This window comes from Bacteroidales bacterium (genome assembly GCA_014860585.1).
Classification (GTDB): domain Bacteria; phylum Bacteroidota; class Bacteroidia; order Bacteroidales; family 4484-276; genus RZYY01.
The window spans coordinates 40,069-56,867 of the sequence record JACZJL010000112.1 but is presented as its reverse complement, the minus strand read 5'-3'; the positions used below and the strand labels follow the sequence as shown (position 1 = coordinate 56,867).

At 41.4% G+C, this 16,799-nt stretch carries 17 protein-coding genes; 7 read left to right on the top strand and 10 right to left on the bottom strand.

The features are described from left to right. Positions 1 to 157 precede the first annotated feature (157 nt). Entirely contained in the window at positions 158 to 394 is a 237-nt protein-coding gene (locus IH598_12210; GenBank protein ID MBE0639273.1) for a hypothetical protein, read from the bottom strand. 613 nt (positions 395 to 1,007) lie between these two features. Here IH598_12210 and IH598_12205 point away from each other — a divergent pair. The 4 genes from IH598_12205 to rplS all read left to right on the top strand — a co-directional run bounded on the left by IH598_12205 (position 1,008) and on the right by rplS (position 4,658). Beyond that, a complete protein-coding gene (locus IH598_12205) occupies positions 1,008 to 2,414 on the top strand; it encodes a tetratricopeptide repeat protein (GenBank protein MBE0639272.1) in 1,407 nt (468 codons plus the stop codon). 43 nt (positions 2,415 to 2,457) lie between these two features. Further along, positions 2,458 to 3,390, top strand: coding sequence for a DUF368 domain-containing protein (locus IH598_12200; GenBank protein ID MBE0639271.1), 933 nt, complete (start codon positions 2,458 to 2,460; stop codon positions 3,388 to 3,390). Beyond that, complete coding sequence (gene aroE / locus IH598_12195; GenBank protein MBE0639270.1) at positions 3,387 to 4,157, top strand: shikimate dehydrogenase; 771 nt, start codon at positions 3,387 to 3,389, stop codon at positions 4,155 to 4,157. Before IH598_12200 ends, aroE begins: the two co-directional genes overlap by 4 nt. Positions 4,158 to 4,304: 147 nt before the next feature. Next, on the top strand, positions 4,305 to 4,658 hold the full coding sequence (gene rplS / locus IH598_12190) for a 50S ribosomal protein L19 (protein ID MBE0639269.1): 354 nt from the start codon (positions 4,305 to 4,307) through the stop codon (positions 4,656 to 4,658). Positions 4,659 to 4,717: 59 nt separating this feature from the next. Here rplS and IH598_12185 read toward each other — a convergent pair whose 3' ends face one another. The 7 genes from IH598_12185 to rsfS are packed head-to-tail and all read right to left on the bottom strand — an operon-like array spanning position 4,718 to position 10,626. Then, a complete protein-coding gene (locus tag IH598_12185; GenBank protein ID MBE0639268.1) occupies positions 4,718 to 5,635 on the bottom strand; it encodes a ribonuclease Z in 918 nt (305 codons plus the stop codon). Positions 5,636 to 5,650: 15 nt separating this feature from the next. Then, a complete protein-coding gene (locus IH598_12180; GenBank protein MBE0639267.1) occupies positions 5,651 to 6,307 on the bottom strand; it encodes a phosphatidylserine decarboxylase family protein in 657 nt (218 codons plus the stop codon). 7 nt (positions 6,308 to 6,314) lie between these two features. Beyond that, a complete protein-coding gene (locus IH598_12175) occupies positions 6,315 to 7,136 on the bottom strand; it encodes a phosphatidate cytidylyltransferase (protein ID MBE0639266.1) in 822 nt (273 codons plus the stop codon). Next, a complete protein-coding gene (locus tag IH598_12170) occupies positions 7,129 to 7,338 on the bottom strand; it encodes a DUF2007 domain-containing protein (protein MBE0639265.1) in 210 nt (69 codons plus the stop codon). Before IH598_12170 ends, IH598_12175 begins: the two co-directional genes overlap by 8 nt. A gap of 25 nt (positions 7,339 to 7,363) precedes the next feature. Beyond that, a complete protein-coding gene (locus tag IH598_12165; GenBank protein ID MBE0639264.1) occupies positions 7,364 to 8,005 on the bottom strand; it encodes an LUD domain-containing protein in 642 nt (213 codons plus the stop codon). Positions 8,006 to 8,044: 39 nt separating this feature from the next. Continuing rightward, positions 8,045 to 10,225: an ATP-dependent zinc metalloprotease FtsH gene (ftsH, locus tag IH598_12160; protein MBE0639263.1), complete on the bottom strand. Its 2,181-nt coding sequence runs from the start codon at positions 10,223 to 10,225 to the stop codon at positions 8,045 to 8,047. Then, the gene (gene rsfS, locus IH598_12155) at positions 10,225 to 10,626 is read right to left on the bottom strand and encodes a ribosome silencing factor (GenBank protein ID MBE0639262.1); all 402 of its coding nucleotides are present in this window, start codon (positions 10,624 to 10,626) and stop codon (positions 10,225 to 10,227) included. The genes ftsH and rsfS overlap by 1 nt, the downstream gene beginning before the upstream one ends. 165 nt (positions 10,627 to 10,791) lie before the next feature. Between rsfS and IH598_12150 the strand changes: the two genes are divergently transcribed. From IH598_12150 to IH598_12140, 3 genes are read left to right on the top strand one after another with little or no spacing between them, the layout of a single operon-like run. Then, entirely contained in the window at positions 10,792 to 11,574 is a 783-nt protein-coding gene (locus tag IH598_12150) for a biotin--[acetyl-CoA-carboxylase] ligase (GenBank protein MBE0639261.1), read from the top strand. Beyond that, positions 11,561 to 12,655, top strand: a complete 1,095-nt coding sequence (locus IH598_12145) for a Nif3-like dinuclear metal center hexameric protein (GenBank protein ID MBE0639260.1) — start codon at positions 11,561 to 11,563, stop codon at positions 12,653 to 12,655. The genes IH598_12150 and IH598_12145 overlap by 14 nt, the downstream gene beginning before the upstream one ends. A gap of 52 nt (positions 12,656 to 12,707) precedes the next feature. Further along, complete coding sequence (locus tag IH598_12140) at positions 12,708 to 13,520, top strand: hypothetical protein (protein ID MBE0639259.1); 813 nt, start codon at positions 12,708 to 12,710, stop codon at positions 13,518 to 13,520. 66 nt (positions 13,521 to 13,586) lie between these two features. Here the strand turns inward: IH598_12140 and IH598_12135 are convergent, their stop codons facing one another. Further along, positions 13,587 to 15,059, bottom strand: a complete 1,473-nt coding sequence (locus tag IH598_12135) for an outer membrane protein transport protein (protein ID MBE0639258.1) — start codon at positions 15,057 to 15,059, stop codon at positions 13,587 to 13,589. A 43-nt stretch (positions 15,060 to 15,102) separates the two neighbouring features. Continuing rightward, positions 15,103 to 16,692, bottom strand: a complete 1,590-nt coding sequence (locus tag IH598_12130) for a hypothetical protein (protein ID MBE0639257.1) — start codon at positions 16,690 to 16,692, stop codon at positions 15,103 to 15,105. Positions 16,693 to 16,799 lie beyond the last annotated feature (107 nt).

Here is a 16,799-nt window from a genome sequence, read left to right as displayed (position 1 = left end):
GATCAAAGGCATAGTGAAATTTTTGCCCGCAAAATTACTTTCATTTTTTACTTGAGGTTGGAGAAGATTTGAAAAAAAGGCTAACCAGCCGGATTCAAACCATGAATTGCCAGCAAAGCCCACCTCATTTTCATGTTAAGTGGTTGTTTTAAACCATTCACCAGGTGAACTGGAATTTTGTCCGAAGGACTACTTTGGAGAATCTTGAATGAAAAAGATCCACCCGGTGAATCACCTTCAAAAGCCGCCCCAGTTTCAGGTTTGGTGATAGTTTGGTAACATTCACGGGGTGAATTGTTAAACCGGGAAGCAAACCCCGCTGCGCCAGCTTTGGGTTGGAGGAGGGGATGGCAACCCCGAGCTTTAATGACCAAAAGTCATAACTAAAAGTCATTACAATGACCCACGGTTATTTCTTTATTCACCCTTGAACCACCTGCAAAGTCCACCAATAAGGTAATAAGGTTGATTTTTACAAAACATCTTCTCTACTAAGGTTTTTTTTCGGGATAAGGTTTTCCTTCTCCGAAAAATTGAAAACCTTATTTGCATCCTCAAACCTTAGTAGGATTGAGCAACCATCAGGCTTTTCAACCTTATCCCGTAGGGATCCCCTCGGGATTACCTTATTTTCAGTGTATACATTCAACAGAGATCATTCACCCCGTGAATCATTTGCAACGTCCACAGCAGTTTCAGGTTTGGCGGGGGGATGGTATCTTCTCGGGGTGAATTGTTAAATCGTAGTCACCCGGTGAATCGTCTGAAATGTCCACCACGGTTCGAAGCACGGTCGAAGTTTGGCAGCATTCACCGGGTGACTAAAAAACCTGTCAGCGTGCGATCCCATAGGTACGGGACTGACAGCGTTTTTTCTTGTAACCAACCTCATTCAGCGGTAGCATCGCCCGAAGCGGTAATATCGCCTGCGTTTCGGTGAATTTTTAACCAAAATTCAGGGATTGATTAAAAAACTTAATTTTGTGGCGATTTTTAATCAATTTTTTATGCAGGAAGAATTCGATCCTCTGAGCGGTGAACTGAATGAGCTGGTTGGTAAGTTTGATGAGATGATCAGGCACAACAAGATGTATTTCTTCGATGTGGAGGAATTTGAGGATATCATTGATTTTTACCTCGAACGTCACAACTCCAAGCGCGCCCAGGCTGCCATTGATCATGCATTGCGCCAACATCCCTCTTCAACAACATTTTTATTAAGGAAAGCGCAGTATTTTTCAGGGATCAACAAACTGGCCCGCGCCCTCGAAATTTTACAAAAACTTGAATTACTGGAACCACAAAACCCGGATATTTATCTTTCGAAAGGATCGGTTTACAGCAAACTGAAGAAGGTGAGCCTTGCCATCGAAGCCTACCACAAAGCCATCGAATATTCTGACGACAAAGACGATATTTACACCCGGATTGCTTTTGAGTATGAAGAACTGAACGATTACGACAAAGCCATCAAATACCTGATCAAGGCGCTGGAATACAATCCCGACAACCAGGCTGTGATCTACGAACTCTCTTTTTGTTACGAACTGGCCGGAAGAGAAGATGAGTCGGTAGACTATTTCAAGAATTTTCTCGATAAATACCCCTATTCCGACATTGCATGGTTCAACCTCGGCATTGCTTACTCCAACCTGGGGCTGTATGAGAAGGCAATAGATGCGTATGAGTTTGTAATAGCTATTACTCCTGACTTTTCATCTGCATACTTCAACAAAGCTAACGCATTGGCCAACATCGAGAAATACCAGGAAGCCATCAACATGTACAAAGAAGCCCTTGAATATGAGGAACCGGATGCATTTACCTACCTTTATATTGGTGAATGCTATGAAAAATTGGATGACCATGCTCATGCGTTTGAAAATTATCGATTATCATCAAAGTTAAATCCTGAGCTGCCCGACGCCTGGATGGGAATGGGAACTATTCATGATAAAACCGGCAATGAGTTGGCCGCGATCAAGTTTTACAAAAAAGCCATAGAGCTCGACAGCTATAACACCGATAACTGGCTCACGCTGGGTGATGCACTGTATCGTTTCGACAAAATGGATGAAGCCAAAGAAGCTTTTAAAAGGGCTATGGAATCCGACCCGATGCATCCCGACGTTTGGCTCGACTACTCTGCAATGTACGCCGAAGAGGAACTTTACACCGAAGCCATCGACATCATCATTCAGGGCATCGAAAAGCAAGCCCAAAACTCCGAATTGTATTTCCGCCTTGCCGGTTATCTACTGAAAAAGGGAAGAACCAAAGAAGCCCTTCAGAACTTCGAAACCGCGCTACAACTGAGCTATGATGGTTACCTGATGCTTTTTGAGTTTTTTCCGGAGTTGGAACAACATGTTGACCTTTTAAACCTCATCGAAATTTACAAACCGCTCAGCTAGTTAAGTTAACCGTTTTTTTACAATCATAATCCTTTTGTTGCTAATGACTAAATACCTTATCCTCGTTTTAAAAGGAATGGGAATGGGCGCTGCCAATGTTATTCCTGGTGTTTCAGGCGGCACGATTGCTCTGATAACCGGAATTTTGGAAAGGCTAATCAACGCGATCAAGTCGTTTAACCTGACAGCCATTCAGCTGCTTTTCAAAGGTCGTTTTAGTGATTTGGCCAAACATATCGACCTGGCTTTCCTGGTTTCGGTATTCCTCGGGGTTGGCATAGCAATACTAAGCCTGGCCAGGCTGTTCGAGTTCCTTTTTGCCCATTACCCTGTGTACATCTGGTCCTATTTTTTCGGATTAATTCTGGCTTCTGTATTCTTTGTCGGTCGCACAGTCAGCAAGTGGGGCTTATCCGTAATCCTGATCTTTATTATTGGGGTATCACTGGCCATTCTGCTTTCGCTGCTTACACCTGCTGCAGAGAACGACAATGTTTTTTACCTCTTCCTCTGCGGTATAATTGCAGCCTGCAGTATGATTCTGCCCGGGATTTCCGGTTCATTTGTACTGGTACTGATGGGCAATTACGAACTAGTGATGATCAACGCCATTAACGAAATGAAACTGGTAATACTGATTCCGGTTGTTGCAGGCGCAGGGTTTGGGTTAATTGCCTTTTCCTACGTCTTGGCCTGGATTTTCAAAAAATTCCGCAATCACACCATCGCAGTACTGACCGGCTTCATCTTCGGTTCACTGGGTATCATCTGGCCTTGGAAAAACTCCATATATAAAGTAAGTTCTGCAGGGGAATTTGCTCTCAACCGCAAAGGGGAAAAGATTGTCAGCGGTTACGACTGGTTTTTCCCGGAATCATTCAGCAACGAGGTGGCAATGGCGACTGCAATTATCGTTTTGGGCATCGTTAGCATTTGGCTTACTGAGTATTTAGCCGGAAAAAAATCGACGGAATGAAACAATTTGGACTCATTGGGAAATCCTTAAACCATTCATTTTCTGCCCGGTATTTCAATGGTAAATTTGCAAAGGAAATTCTGTCCGGTTGCCGTTATGATCTTTTCCCACTCAATTCGATAACTGAACTGAATGATTTAATCAACCGGACAGATCATCTGACCGGCCTCAATGTGACCATACCTTACAAAACGAGTGTAATCGCGCTCCTTGACGAATTGGACGAAACAGCAGAAATAGTTGGTGCGGTGAACACCATTAAAATTTTCAGGGTTGATGGGAAAATTAAAACGAAGGGCTTCAACACCGATACCTGGGGCTTCGAACATTCGACCAACGCCTTCGTAAGTCACCCACATGCATTGGTACTTGGAACCGGCGGTGCGGCAAAAGCAATCACTTTTGTTTTGAGAAAAAAAGCCATTGATTATCTCATGGTTTCGCGCCTGCCAAAAGAAACCGGCGAAATCAGCTATAATGACATAGATGAGGTAATCATGAAAAAATACCGATGGATCATTAATGCAACTCCTGTTGGGATGGTTCCGGATCAAAAGGTCTGTCCACCCCTCCCCTATCACCTGATCACAAAAGACCATTTTCTTTACGATCTGGTTTACAACCCGGCCAAAACCATTTTTTTAGCAAAAGGAAAGCAATCCGGCGCCAAAACAATGAATGGTCTCCGCATGCTCAAATTGCAGGCAGAAAAATCCTGGGATATATGGAATAACATTGATGACTCTGGTAATCAATTGAATAAATGATCAATTTCAACTTTTAGTAAAGTTTTTAATCCCAGTTCTTAAAATAAAAGAAGGATAGCAGACATTTTTTTTCCTCAATGATACGCTAATAAAAAATTATTGCATACTTTTGCAGCCATTTTAAAAAACTCGAAAAAAGTTACTATAATGAGCAAGAATCAAGTATTGACCTATGTTGAAAGCCTCACGGAGATTAAAAAGATGCCGGATTTTAAAGCCGGTGACACAATCACCGTTACCTATAAAATTAAAGAAGGAAACAAAGAGCGTTTACAAAATTTCAACGGTGTGGTGCTGCAGCGCAAAGGACACGGACCTACAGCTACTTTCACTGTAAGAAAAATATCAAATAACGTTGGCGTTGAGCGTATTTTCCCTGTTTCATCCCCGTTTATTGACGAAGTAACACTGAACAAACGCGGCGTTGTGCGCAGAGCAAGAATCTACTACCTCAGGGGATTACGTGGTAAAAAAGCCAGGATCAAAGAAAAGAGAGTTTAGATTGTATAGGTTTTTTCATAATGTTTGTATTTTAACCTGGTACACCTGTACCAGGTTTTTTATTTTGAAAAAATACCTAAAACCATTCCATCCTCAGCGATTAAAGTGTTAGGGAAAACTGCACAAGCTTCTCTTAATAGCTCGTCAGTATTTTTGTAGCGTGCCGAAAAGTGTCCAATGAGCAATTGGTCAACATTAGATTTTTGGGCAATACTTGCTGCCTGCTGCGCAGTTGAATGAAACTTCTCGTCAGCCACCAGTGCCATATCATTCGAAAAGGAAGCCTCATGGTAAAGCAGGGTGGCGTTTTGAAGATGCTCAATTAAAGTTTCGTTATATTTTGTATCTGAGCAATAAGCGAACGAACGTGGCTTTGCTGGCTCTATGGTAATCGAGCTGTTTTCGAATACTTTACCTGAATTTGAAATATAATCAGCCCCTGCCTTGATCAATTTTATTTGCTCAATCGAAACGTCCTCCTTAGAAAGGAATGCCTTCCTGACCTTACGCAGCCTCGGCTTTTCAGCAAACAGAAAACCACGTGTAGGAATGCGGTGATCAAGTGGAAACGATTTAACAAACTGATGTTCATTCTCATAGATGACTTCAGGATAAGTTGGAAGAGGATGAAAAATCAGTGAATAAACAAGGTAGGTCTGAGATGCCAGTAACTGAAGTTCAATGATTTCTCTCAGTTTAGCATCACTGTAAATGTGAAGCGGGTCTTTTCGTCCCATTAGGTGAAATGAGGATATCAATCCAATGAGTCCAAAAAAGTGATCGCCATGCAGGTGACTGATGAAAATATGGTTGATACGCTGCATTTTGATATTGTAACGGCGCAGCTGCATTTGAGTGCCTTCACCACAATCAACAAGATAGTAATCGTTGTTCAACTTTACAACCATACCTGAGGGATTGCGGGTTGAAGTGGGGATTGATGCTGAACTGCCTAAAACTGTAATAGAAAAGGACATTGTCTATAGTTATGATTAGAGCCTGGCAATTGGTGAAGTACACCCTACCACTTTCTGGTTAACTGCAACCAATATTTCAGTTCCAAGAGGAAGAAAAACATCCACCCTCGATCCGAACTTGATAAAACCAAGTTCCTCACCCTGTGCTACTTTTTTATCGACTTCGGCATAACAACTAATTCGCTGGGCTACAGCGCCGGCTATTTGCCTCACAAGAATCTGGGTTCCGTTTCCCTTTTCAATCACCACCGTAGTACGTTCATTTAATTCTGAAGATTTTGGATGCCAGGCTACAAGGAACTTACCTGCATGATGCCGGAAAAAACGGATTGCACCACTGGTGGGATACCAATTTTTGTGGACATTATTTGGAGACATGAAAATGGAAACTTTCAGTCGTTTATCGTTAAAAAATTCAGACTCATCGATTTCCATAATTTCGACCACTTTACCATCAGCAGGCGAAATGATTATTGATTCATCTGTGGTCAATGGCCTTAAAGGATTGCGAAAGAATCTGATGACAAAAATCAGCGCCGAAACAAGGATGAAATAAATGAGATAGTGGAAAATACTTTGAACAGGATGAAAGTAATTGATGATTGCAATGATAGAGAAAATCATGGCAAAAGTTAAAATAATAATCCGGTGACCTTCTTTATGAATACTCATGATCATTTCATTGGATAAATGTTAAAAATATGACTACTATTGGAGTAGCAAACAAGAGCGAATCAAAACGGTCCAACAAACCACCATGTCCTGGCAGTGCACTTCCGCTATCTTTAATATTGAAACTTCGCTTGATCATTGACTCGGTAAGGTCGCCAAAATCACCGAATAAAGCAATTAATCCAGACATGACTATCCATTGCCATAGCTCCAGCAAGCCAATGAAATAGAAAAAAATAATCCCGGATACAATTGAAAATACAAATCCTCCCATTGTACCTTCCCATGTCTTTTTAGGAGAAATTCGTTCAAAAAGTTTATGCTTCCCGATAAATGTTCCAGTGAGGTAAGAAAAACTGTCATTCACCCAAATAACAATAAAAAGTCCGGTCAGAATCCATGGAAAGCCATCACTTATGATGCTTTGGTTAGCAAACAGAAGGTTAAGCAATGAGAAGGGAATGCTGATGTAAGCAACTGCCAGGAGTATTATTGCAATTTTAACCAGCGGCTGAGTCGTTTTTCCGAATAATGCAATAATTAAAAGAATGGCAGGCAAGGCAGCTGCTAATAATAAGAATTGACGGTCGATCAACTGCATGGCCGAAAGCGAAATCAACAGGTAAAGAATTGAACCGCATATAATTCCATGTGTCGAATTGAGCGGAATCTTTAATCCCTTTTCAAGAATTAATAGGAATTCTCTCAGCACCAAAGCATTGATGAAGAAAAACAGCAATAGAAAAACAGTAGAACCAAGAAAAATGGAACCTATCACAGCAACAACATAGATTGCCCCGGTGACTGTTCGAAGGACAAGATTATTCAATATCCTCTCGTTCAGCGATTATTCTTTTGGCTTGTTCAACGTCCTTTGTTTCCACAAATAGCTCGATTTCACCGGTAAGAAATGCACTGTCCTTCTGATCAAGGACTTCGCTGCGAATGCCAAATTCTGAGAGAAGCCCTTTAACCAGGTCAACTTTGTAGTGGTTGCCCGCCGAATAAATTTGTACCCAATCTTTGTCCATAATCAATACATTTAAAGTTTATAATTCAATTTGCTTCAACCAGGAAGACATAAAGTTCCTTAGGCCCGTGCGCCCCCATAACCAATGTTTTTTCGATATCAGCCGTACGGCTTGGCCCTGTAATGACAGTGATGGAAGAGGGCAGAGTGTTTTGATATTTAACTTTAAGCAGGGCAAAAGCATCTTTTAAATCTGTTACCAGCTGTGAGGTGTAGGCAACTATGATATGTATTTCAGGCAGCGCGTGTAACCGGCGACCAGAAAATTGCACAGAAGAGACAACAACACTACCCATACGTGAAACCAGGCACTCGCAAAAACTGATGCCTGTAGCTACTTCTAAAACCATATCAGGTTTTGCATTGAACGGAATTTCAAATTCTTCAAGCAATGGTTTTAGTTTTTCCTCGAAACAAAAGACATTTTGAAGTTTGTTCTCCATGATGATGTACTTGAGTTTCTGAGCAAGGTCTTCGTCATTCTCACAGTATACAAATTTCCCTGCAACCCTGGTGAATTCCTGTGCAAACGTCACATCATCAGTCTCTTTCATCGGGTGATACACCGGTGATTCGGTATCCATCCCGATAAAAGGATTTTCCACTTTATCGATCAAAGCATTACGAATATGCTTGTAAATGTTTTCCCTGGTGGTTATTTCGTTCACACTGGGCATGGCTTCGATTTTTATTCTGAATTTGAATAGTTACTCAGTTGTTGACTTATTTTTATTTGCAGCTGGAACTTGTTCGGCAGTGGCCATCTCACCTCCGGTCTGATCCTTGTCTTTTAAGCCACCATTGCCTTCAAAAGTACTTTTTGATAGTTCACTTTCTTCGATCTCTTTCTTTAAGTTGGCAAGTTTCTCTTTCATACGTTTCTTTTCCTCTGCATGTTCCTCTACTAGCTCAAGGTCGCGTTTGAATGTGCGCTTGCCAAAAATTCTCTCCAGATCTTCGCTAAAAATAACTTCTTTTTCGAGCAGTAATTGGGCGAGTTGATCCACCTTATCCCTGTTTTGCTTCAGCAAATTTACGGCTCTTTGGTAAGCAAACTCAACGAGCTCATGTACCTCTTCATCAATAATCTGTGCCGTCTTTTCGCTGTAGGGCTTTGTAAATGAGTATTCCTGCTGGCCACTTGAATCGTAAAAACTGATATTACCGATTTTTTTGTTCAGGCCAAAAAAGGTGACCATTGCATAGGCTTGTTTGGTAATTCTTTCGAGGTCGTTGAGGGCGCCGGTGGATATCATTCCAAAGTTTACCTCTTCGGAAGCTCTACCGCCAAGGGTTGCTGTCATTTCGTCAACCATTTGCTCGAAAGTTGTAATCTGACGTTCTTCGGGAAGATACCAGGCTGCGCCAAGTGCTTTACCTCGTGGCACAATAGTAACTTTTACCAGAGGAGAGGCATATTCAAGCAACCAGCTGACAGCAGCATGTCCGGCCTCATGGTAGGCTATCGTCTTTTTCTCGGTCATCGAAATGATCTTGTTTCGTTTTTCCAAGCCGCCAATTATTCGGTCGATGGCATCTATAAAATCTTGTTTTTCAACAATCTTTTTTCCTTTTCTGGCTCCGATCAGTGCCGCCTCGTTGCATACATTGGCAATATCAGCTCCCGAGAACCCTGGAGTTTGCTTTGCCAGCGCATCAACATCAACGGTATCGTCAAATTTAATGGGTTTAAGATGTACTAGGAAGATTGCTTTACGTTCTTCAAGGTCAGGGAGTTCGACATTAATCTGGCGGTCAAACCTGCCAGCACGAAGCAAAGCACGGTCGAGTATATCTGCACGATTGGTTGCAGCAAGGATAATTACGCCGGCATTTGTACCAAATCCGTCCATTTCAGTAAGCAGCTGGTTCAGTGTATTTTCCCTTTCATCATTGGCTCCGGTGATGGCACTGCGGCCACGGGCACGTCCGATGGCATCAATTTCGTCGATAAAAATTATACATGGCGCTTTCTCCTTTGCCTGTCTGAATAGATCACGAACACGTGACGCTCCGACACCAACAAACATTTCGACAAAATCGGAGCCCGAAATGGAAAAGAACGGAACATTGGCCTCACCCGCAACCGATTTGGCCAGTAAGGTTTTCCCGGTTCCCGGAGGACCTACTAAAAGTGCTCCTTTCGGGATTTTCCCTCCAAGCTCGGTATATTTTGTAGGGTTCTTCAGAAAATCAACTATTTCCATTACCTCCACTTTTGCCTCTTCCAGACCGGCTACATCCTTAAAGGTAATATTGACGTGCGTATCCTTATCAAAAAGTTGTGCCTTTGATTTCCCAATATTAAATATTTGTCCGCCACCCGGTCCTCCCCTGCTCATCATGCGCATGATAAATATCCAGACACCCACAAGAATCACAAGGGGAAGCAACCATCCAATGATATCACCTGTCCAGTTTCGCCTGATCTCATTCCGGATGTAAACCGGGTTGGGCATACCCTCCTGGATTTCCTGAACGCTTTTCTCAAATGACTCAACCGATCCTATCACCAGCTTATAGTGTGGAGCCGTTTTGGACAATTCAGATGAAGTACTTTCCCTGAGCTCGTCATATCGTGGTTTTGTGATTTTTTCCTCCTTGATAAAAATCTCAGCAAACTCCCGGTTAACCAAAACAATTTTCTCAACATCCTCTTCAATGATCATTTGCCGAAGGTCCCCCCAGGTAATGTCCTTGATTTGTCCCTCGCGGTTGAAAAAGAAAAGTGCAAAGAAAACAACGGCAATTACCGTATATATCCAGTAAAAATTAAATTTGCCCTTGTTCTTGTCACCTGACTTGTTGCCAGGATTAAGGTTCTTCATAAAGTCGTCCTTTTTGTCTTTTTCGTTTTGACTATATTTTTTTTCTTTCTTCTCGGCCATTATTTAATCGATTCGTTTTTTTGGTCAATGTAATTTATTTTTGCATCAGCCCACAATCCTTCAAGGTTGTAAAACTTTCGGTTTTGTTCATTAAAGATATGAACTACCACATCAACATAATCAAGCAAAATCCATTCGGCATTCTGGAAGCCTTCTTTGTGCCATGGCTTAAGTTTGGTATTTTCTCTTACCGTTTTTTCTACTGAATCCGCTATGGCATCTACCTGGCGTTTTGAAGTGCCATGACAGATGATGAAATCATCACAAATCGAGTTTTGGATCGTATTCAATTCTATATCAACGATTTCATGACCTTTCACTTCATGAATTCCTTCGATGATGAATTTAATTAATTCTTCTCTATTGCTTTCCCGTTGGACTGGCAAATTGTTTTTAATCATTTAAAAATGAAATTTTAGCAAAAGTAACTATTTTTGGTCTTCTGAATGTATCTGCTTCATGACAAATTCAAACGGTGGAATCAGCTATTTAAAATGGTAATTTTACCAAATGGCTAACTCAAACCAAATCACACACATTAAACCTTTTTAAATGCATTATGTTCAATGAAATTTAAAGCTGAAAACCACAATCTCTTATACTTCGAAAAGGTAGATTCTACAAATGAAACAGCAGAAAAACTCCTTTTTGCAGGGGATTTGAAAGAATATACGATAATTTTCACTGATTCTCAGCTCAAAGGTAAAGGCGTAGGCCGCAATTCCTGGCAGAGTGAACCGGGAAAAAACATCCTGATGAGCATTGTTCTGCATCCTGAATTTCTAAATCCAGCCGACCAGTTCATGATCAACAAAGTTGCCTCACTTGCGGTATGCAGGTGTTTGGATAAATTTATACCTGAGAAACGAACAGAGATAAAATGGCCGAACGATATTTATCTTGAAAGCAGAAAGATTGCCGGAATTTTATCAAAAAACATCATCCTGGGCAGTCTGTTCAGTTCTTGCATCGTTGGTATCGGGCTCAATGTTAACCAGCTGAATTTTAATCCGGAGTTACCAAATCCTGTTTCCATGGCGCAGGTTACAGGAAAAAAAATTTCACTGGAGCTTGTTCTGAATGAGTTAATTCATCAGATTAAAGCGTTTTATGAACTTTTAAAGAAAGGCGAAATCAAGTTCATTGATCAGGAATACCTCTTTCGGATGTTGAATTTCAACAAAAAGGCCTGTTACATTTCAAAAGAGAGAACATTTGAAGGGATAATCCGTGGTGTTGATCAGTTTGGGTTGCTGGAACTGGAATCAGACGGTGAGATGATAAAATACGATATGAAAGAAATTGCGTTAATAACAAAAAATAAAACTTATTCAGATGAAAATCAGTGAAATTGCAGGAGCAATTGAGCGCTTCGCACCGCTCATTTTACAGGAATCATATGACAATGCCGGATTATTAATCGGTTCACCTTCAGATGAAGTCGCCTGTGCATTAATCACCCTGGATGTAACAGAAGAGGTAATCGATGAAGCCATTCAACAAAACTGCAAACTCATTATTGCTCATCATCCCCTGATATTTAAAGGGATTAAAACAATTGGAACAAAAAATCCTGTTGAGCGGATGATCACCCGTTGTATTAAAAACGACATTGCCGTTTATGCTGCCCACACCAATCTTGATAATGTTCATCAGGGTGTTAACAAGATGATCTGTGAAAAAATAGGGTTGAAAGAAACTTCGATACTTGATCCGAAAGCACACCTCCTGCGAAAGTTAGTCACCTTTTGCCCTGAAGAACACGCCAATCAGGTGCGTGAAGCACTCTTCAAAGCAGGGGCAGGACACATTGGCAAATACGACAATTGCAGTTTCAATACCGGCGGACAAGGCACATTCAGGGCACTTGAAGGGGCAAATCCTTTTGTAGGAATTGTAAATTCGCTGCATGCTGAAAATGAAGTCAGAATCGAAACTGTTTTCCCCATTTACCAGCAGTCCGTCATTCTCAAAGCACTCATTGAATCGCATCCTTACGAAGAGGTGGCTTTTGATCTCTATCCTTTGGAAAACGAATTCAGCAAAGTGGGTTCAGGAATGTTTGGTATACTGGAACAACCTGAGGAAACAGCTAGTTTTTTGATGAGATTAAAAGAAACTTTCGAAGTAAAATGCCTTCGCCACACAAGGCTAATCAACGACAAGGTGCAGACAGTGGCAGTTTGCGGAGGTAGTGGAAGTTTTCTGATGGGACATGCCATTGCCCGGCATGCCGATGTTTTCATCACCGGTGATGTGAAATATCATGAGTTTTTTGATGCCGACGGTAAAATATTGTTGGCTGATATCGGCCATTTTGAGAGCGAGCAGTTTACAACAGAGGTGATCAAAAATATTTTGTTGGAAAAATTTCCTACTTTTGCCGCCCGGATTAGTAAAATAAAAACAAATCCGGTTTTCTATCTTTGATTAGAAATCGATATACAGAGTTTAACATCCATTAATGATTAAGTAACATCCAATGAGCGCAAACGAAAATAAAACAAAACTTTTTGACAATCATGCATCACCCGAAAGTGCTGAGGTACTTGAGATTTCCATCGAAAAAAAACTTAAAGCACTTTACAGCCTTCAACAGATTGACTCCCAGATTGACAAAATACGCATCATAAGAGGTGAATTGCCTCTGGAGGTGCAGGACCTTGAAGACGAGATTGCCGGCCTTCAAACCCGTATAACAAAATACAAAGATGAAGTGAAAGTGCTGGAAAAGCAAATCGCTGACAAAACAAATGCAATGAAGGAATTTGCTGTACTGATCAAAAAGTATGAAGAGCAGCAGATGAATGTGAGGAATAATCGTGAATACGACTCATTGACGAAAGAGATTGAATTTCAGAATCTTGAAATCCAGTTGGCTGAAAAACGCATAAGGGAGTTTACCGATGAACTGGAAATTAAAAATCAGTTGATAAAAGATGCAAAAGCAGTCCTGAAAGAAAGAGAAGGTGATCTTAAAATAAAAAAATCAGAGCTTAAGGACATTGTTGAAGAAACCGAAAAAGAAGAAAAATCATTGGTTAGGAAATCGGAAGGATTCGGTTCAATGATCGAAGAACGATTATTGACAGCCTACCAGAGAATCAGGAAAAATGCCCGTAATGGACTTGCAGTTGTTCAAATCGAAAGAGATGCCTGCAACGGATGTTTCAACAAAATTCCACCTCAACATCAATTGGATATTAAGATGCATAAGAAGATTATTGTTTGTGAATACTGTGGACGAATCCTCGTTGACGACGACATCGCAGCCGAAGTTAAACAAAGTATGTAAAGACCTGCAACATAAAAATAAAGGCCGGTACCCACCAAGAGTACCGGCCTTTATTTTAACTATTTGCTAATCAAACCTGTAACCCAGGGTTATCAAAAAATTGTACACCTGATATTTGTTGAGTGCAGATGGAACCGGACTAACTACATTATTACCATAAAGTGTGTAATCCATTTCAGATACTGAATAGTTAAATGCTGCATCAATAAAATAGTCGCGATTTCTATAGCCCAGCCCGGCAGAAAAAGTCTGAATTTGACCGTCATTCACTCCTGTCCTGAAAGGACTGCCATAATTGGCATAGCCACCTCTGAGCAACATCACACCGGCTCTCCACTCAGTGCCAATCCGTAAGTTGTTACCTGCTGTAAAGTTATCCCTGATAATCTCGTTCTGCATACTGAAATCAAAACTGGGATCAAGTTTGCCTTTACTAAAATCAACATATTCATAATCAGCGCTTATTAACCCCATATTTCCAAATAGAAGAGCGAGGCTACCAATAAATTTTGAAGGAGTCTGAATGTCGTAATTGTAATCACCAACTGGTGAATTCGATGTAAAGAAGTCTCCATTGGTGTAATACGCGTTCATCCGTGTGCTCCATGAATCATCAAGGTTGGTGTACCATGTCGGTGAATGATAGGCAGCGCCAACCCTGAGCCAATCCAGTGGCCTGACAATAGCGCCGACTTTAACATTCACGCCACCGCCATTGGTTTCGAGGTCTTCGATATAGTTAAACTGGTCGAGGTCTTTAAGAGGGGTAGTTTGGTTGACCTCATTGTAAACTGATGACTGGAAATATCTGATTTGGGGAAATCCGACAGTGAAACCAAGATATAGTTTATCATTGATATTTGTACCACCGGAAAGTACCCACTCGTTTACTGAGCCATAAGTCTCAATGGATTTACGTTGAAGTGCACTTGAGAAACCACCGATGTAACTGTAAGCATTCACATAAGTTGGCACTGCTGCACCTGGGATTGTATCTAATAGAAAGGTATCAAAAGCAAGCCGGGTATCAAATGGATTGAGGCTCTCCGGATTTTTATTCCCTGCATAGCTCAGGTAGGCATCAAGCAATGAATTATCGCTGTTTACCCCTTGGATAAAAATACTGTTATTGAAGTCCTTTAAACGATTGACCCCAAATCCCATTTGAAAATTCTTGAAGGGGCTACTATCAAGCCGGTCTGCAGTTTGAAAATTCAGCACAAACCCGGCATTACCCAAAGCAAAATTATTTTTATTGCCGTCGTGGGTTTGGCCTCCGTATCTGCTTTCAGCGCTACCAAAGTAAAGCATGGGAGTTATCGAAAATTCTGACCGCTTGTAAAGGCCTATCCCGGCAGGATTGGAACTTAGCGATGAGAAATCGGCTCCTACAGCTCCGTAGGCCCCACCCAGTGCAAGGTAACGTGCTGAACCAATGAGCTGCGTGTTTGAGTATCGCAAAACATCTTCTTCGTTTTGTGCAAAGCTGTTGCTAAGGAGCAGGTAAAATACTACTATGATTGAAATTAATCGTTTCATTTAGCAATAAATTTTTGACAGTTAAAAAACACTTCCATGATAATTATCTTCCTCTCTTACCGCCCGACGATGATCCCCCAGATGATGAACCACCACCAGATGATGATCTGCCTGATGATGATGAACCTGAAGAGCCTCCGGACGATCTGGAAGGTGCTGAAAAGCTACCTGTTGAGCGCTGAGGTGTTGAAATAGTTCTTGTTGCCGGAGAAGGTGATGTAGACCTGGCAGGTGAATTCTGAGGAGTGCTAATACTTCTGCCCGGTTGAGAAAACTGATTTTCCGACCTGGAAGGTGTGGAATAATTCCTTGTTGTATTATTACGCGGTGCTGTTAACTGCTGCTGGCGGTTCTCCTGTGGTCTGCTGGTTTCAATTACGTTTCTTGAACTGGGCACTGTATATTCGTTACTCGACCGGGGTCTGTTTGTATTAGGAGAACTGTAACTCTTTGGAGAAGCAGCGTTTCTTTCCAGATCGTTCGATTGGGGTTTGGCATACTTTCTTTCCTGAGTGTAAACAGTTGGGTTAGCATTACCTGAGTTTTGTGGCTTTGCGTACCTGGTTTGCTCCTGTTGTGTTCTCTGAGCAGAGGCTGTTTCTGGCTTTGAGACCCTTGTTGAAGTTCTGGATTCAGTGGCTTGCAAATTTGTTTCCCTTGTTGTGCGAGCAGCATTTGATTGCACTCCCTGAACATTCTTTGCATTTTCGGGTCTAGCTAATTTTTCACTTCTTATCTCACGTGTTTCGTCAGCAGAGATATCAGATGTAATGCGCGCAGATTCAGGCGTCCTTAAAGTCCGTCCTGGTTCTGTTGAGCCGGTTGAATTCACAGCAGTACCTGCTACTTCATTCATTCGGTTAGTCCGTCCCATGATCTCACTGCTTTTTATTTCATTCTGATCAGCAGCAATTCTGGAACCACGACCATCTTCAGCACCTATGATGCTGCTGCCGCGTGGATTTCTTGGGCCATAATAGTAGTCGCTTCCATAACCATCGTTGGGATAATAGTAACCTCCACCACCGGCATAATATCCATCATAGAATCCATGATTGTAACCGGCCCAGTAAGAACCGCCATAACCATAATAAGGGTAATACCCGTAGCCATAATACCATGGATCATAATACCATGGACTATAGTAAGGATATCCCCACCCGTATCCGAAGCCTATCGAGAAATAGCTGCTTGGCCATCCCCATCCATAACTAAATGAAAGTGATGAACCACAATAGTATGGGTCATAATATCCAAAGCCAACGTTTGCTCCATAAAACCTGTTTATCCTGCTGGCATAATCGTAATCGTAGTATTCATCAGTTTCAGAATCCTGATAGTAATACTCATCTGATGACGACTCTGGGTAATAATCCTGGGTGTTGCCAGATGATTTATAATCTTCACTGACAGCGGATTCGATCATCTCACTCTGTGGGGTTGAACTTTGCTGGTATTGTGCAGTTGATGTATTACTGCCGTATGTAACTCCTGTGGTTGTGGTTTTTACCTCTTCAACTGATGTACCTTTGGGGGTGTAGTAAACATCATCGTAAACTGATGCAGTATCGTAAGAAGTCTTACATGCCGACATCACGATTACTGTTCCGATTAAAATTGCCAATTTTTTCATAGTGATTGCCTCCCTGAGATTTTATAATGTCGTGAATGATTGTTCAAATACTGTTGGGTTAATTATTTTCTATTTTTGCAACTTAAAAAACACGTTAAAAAGTTTCA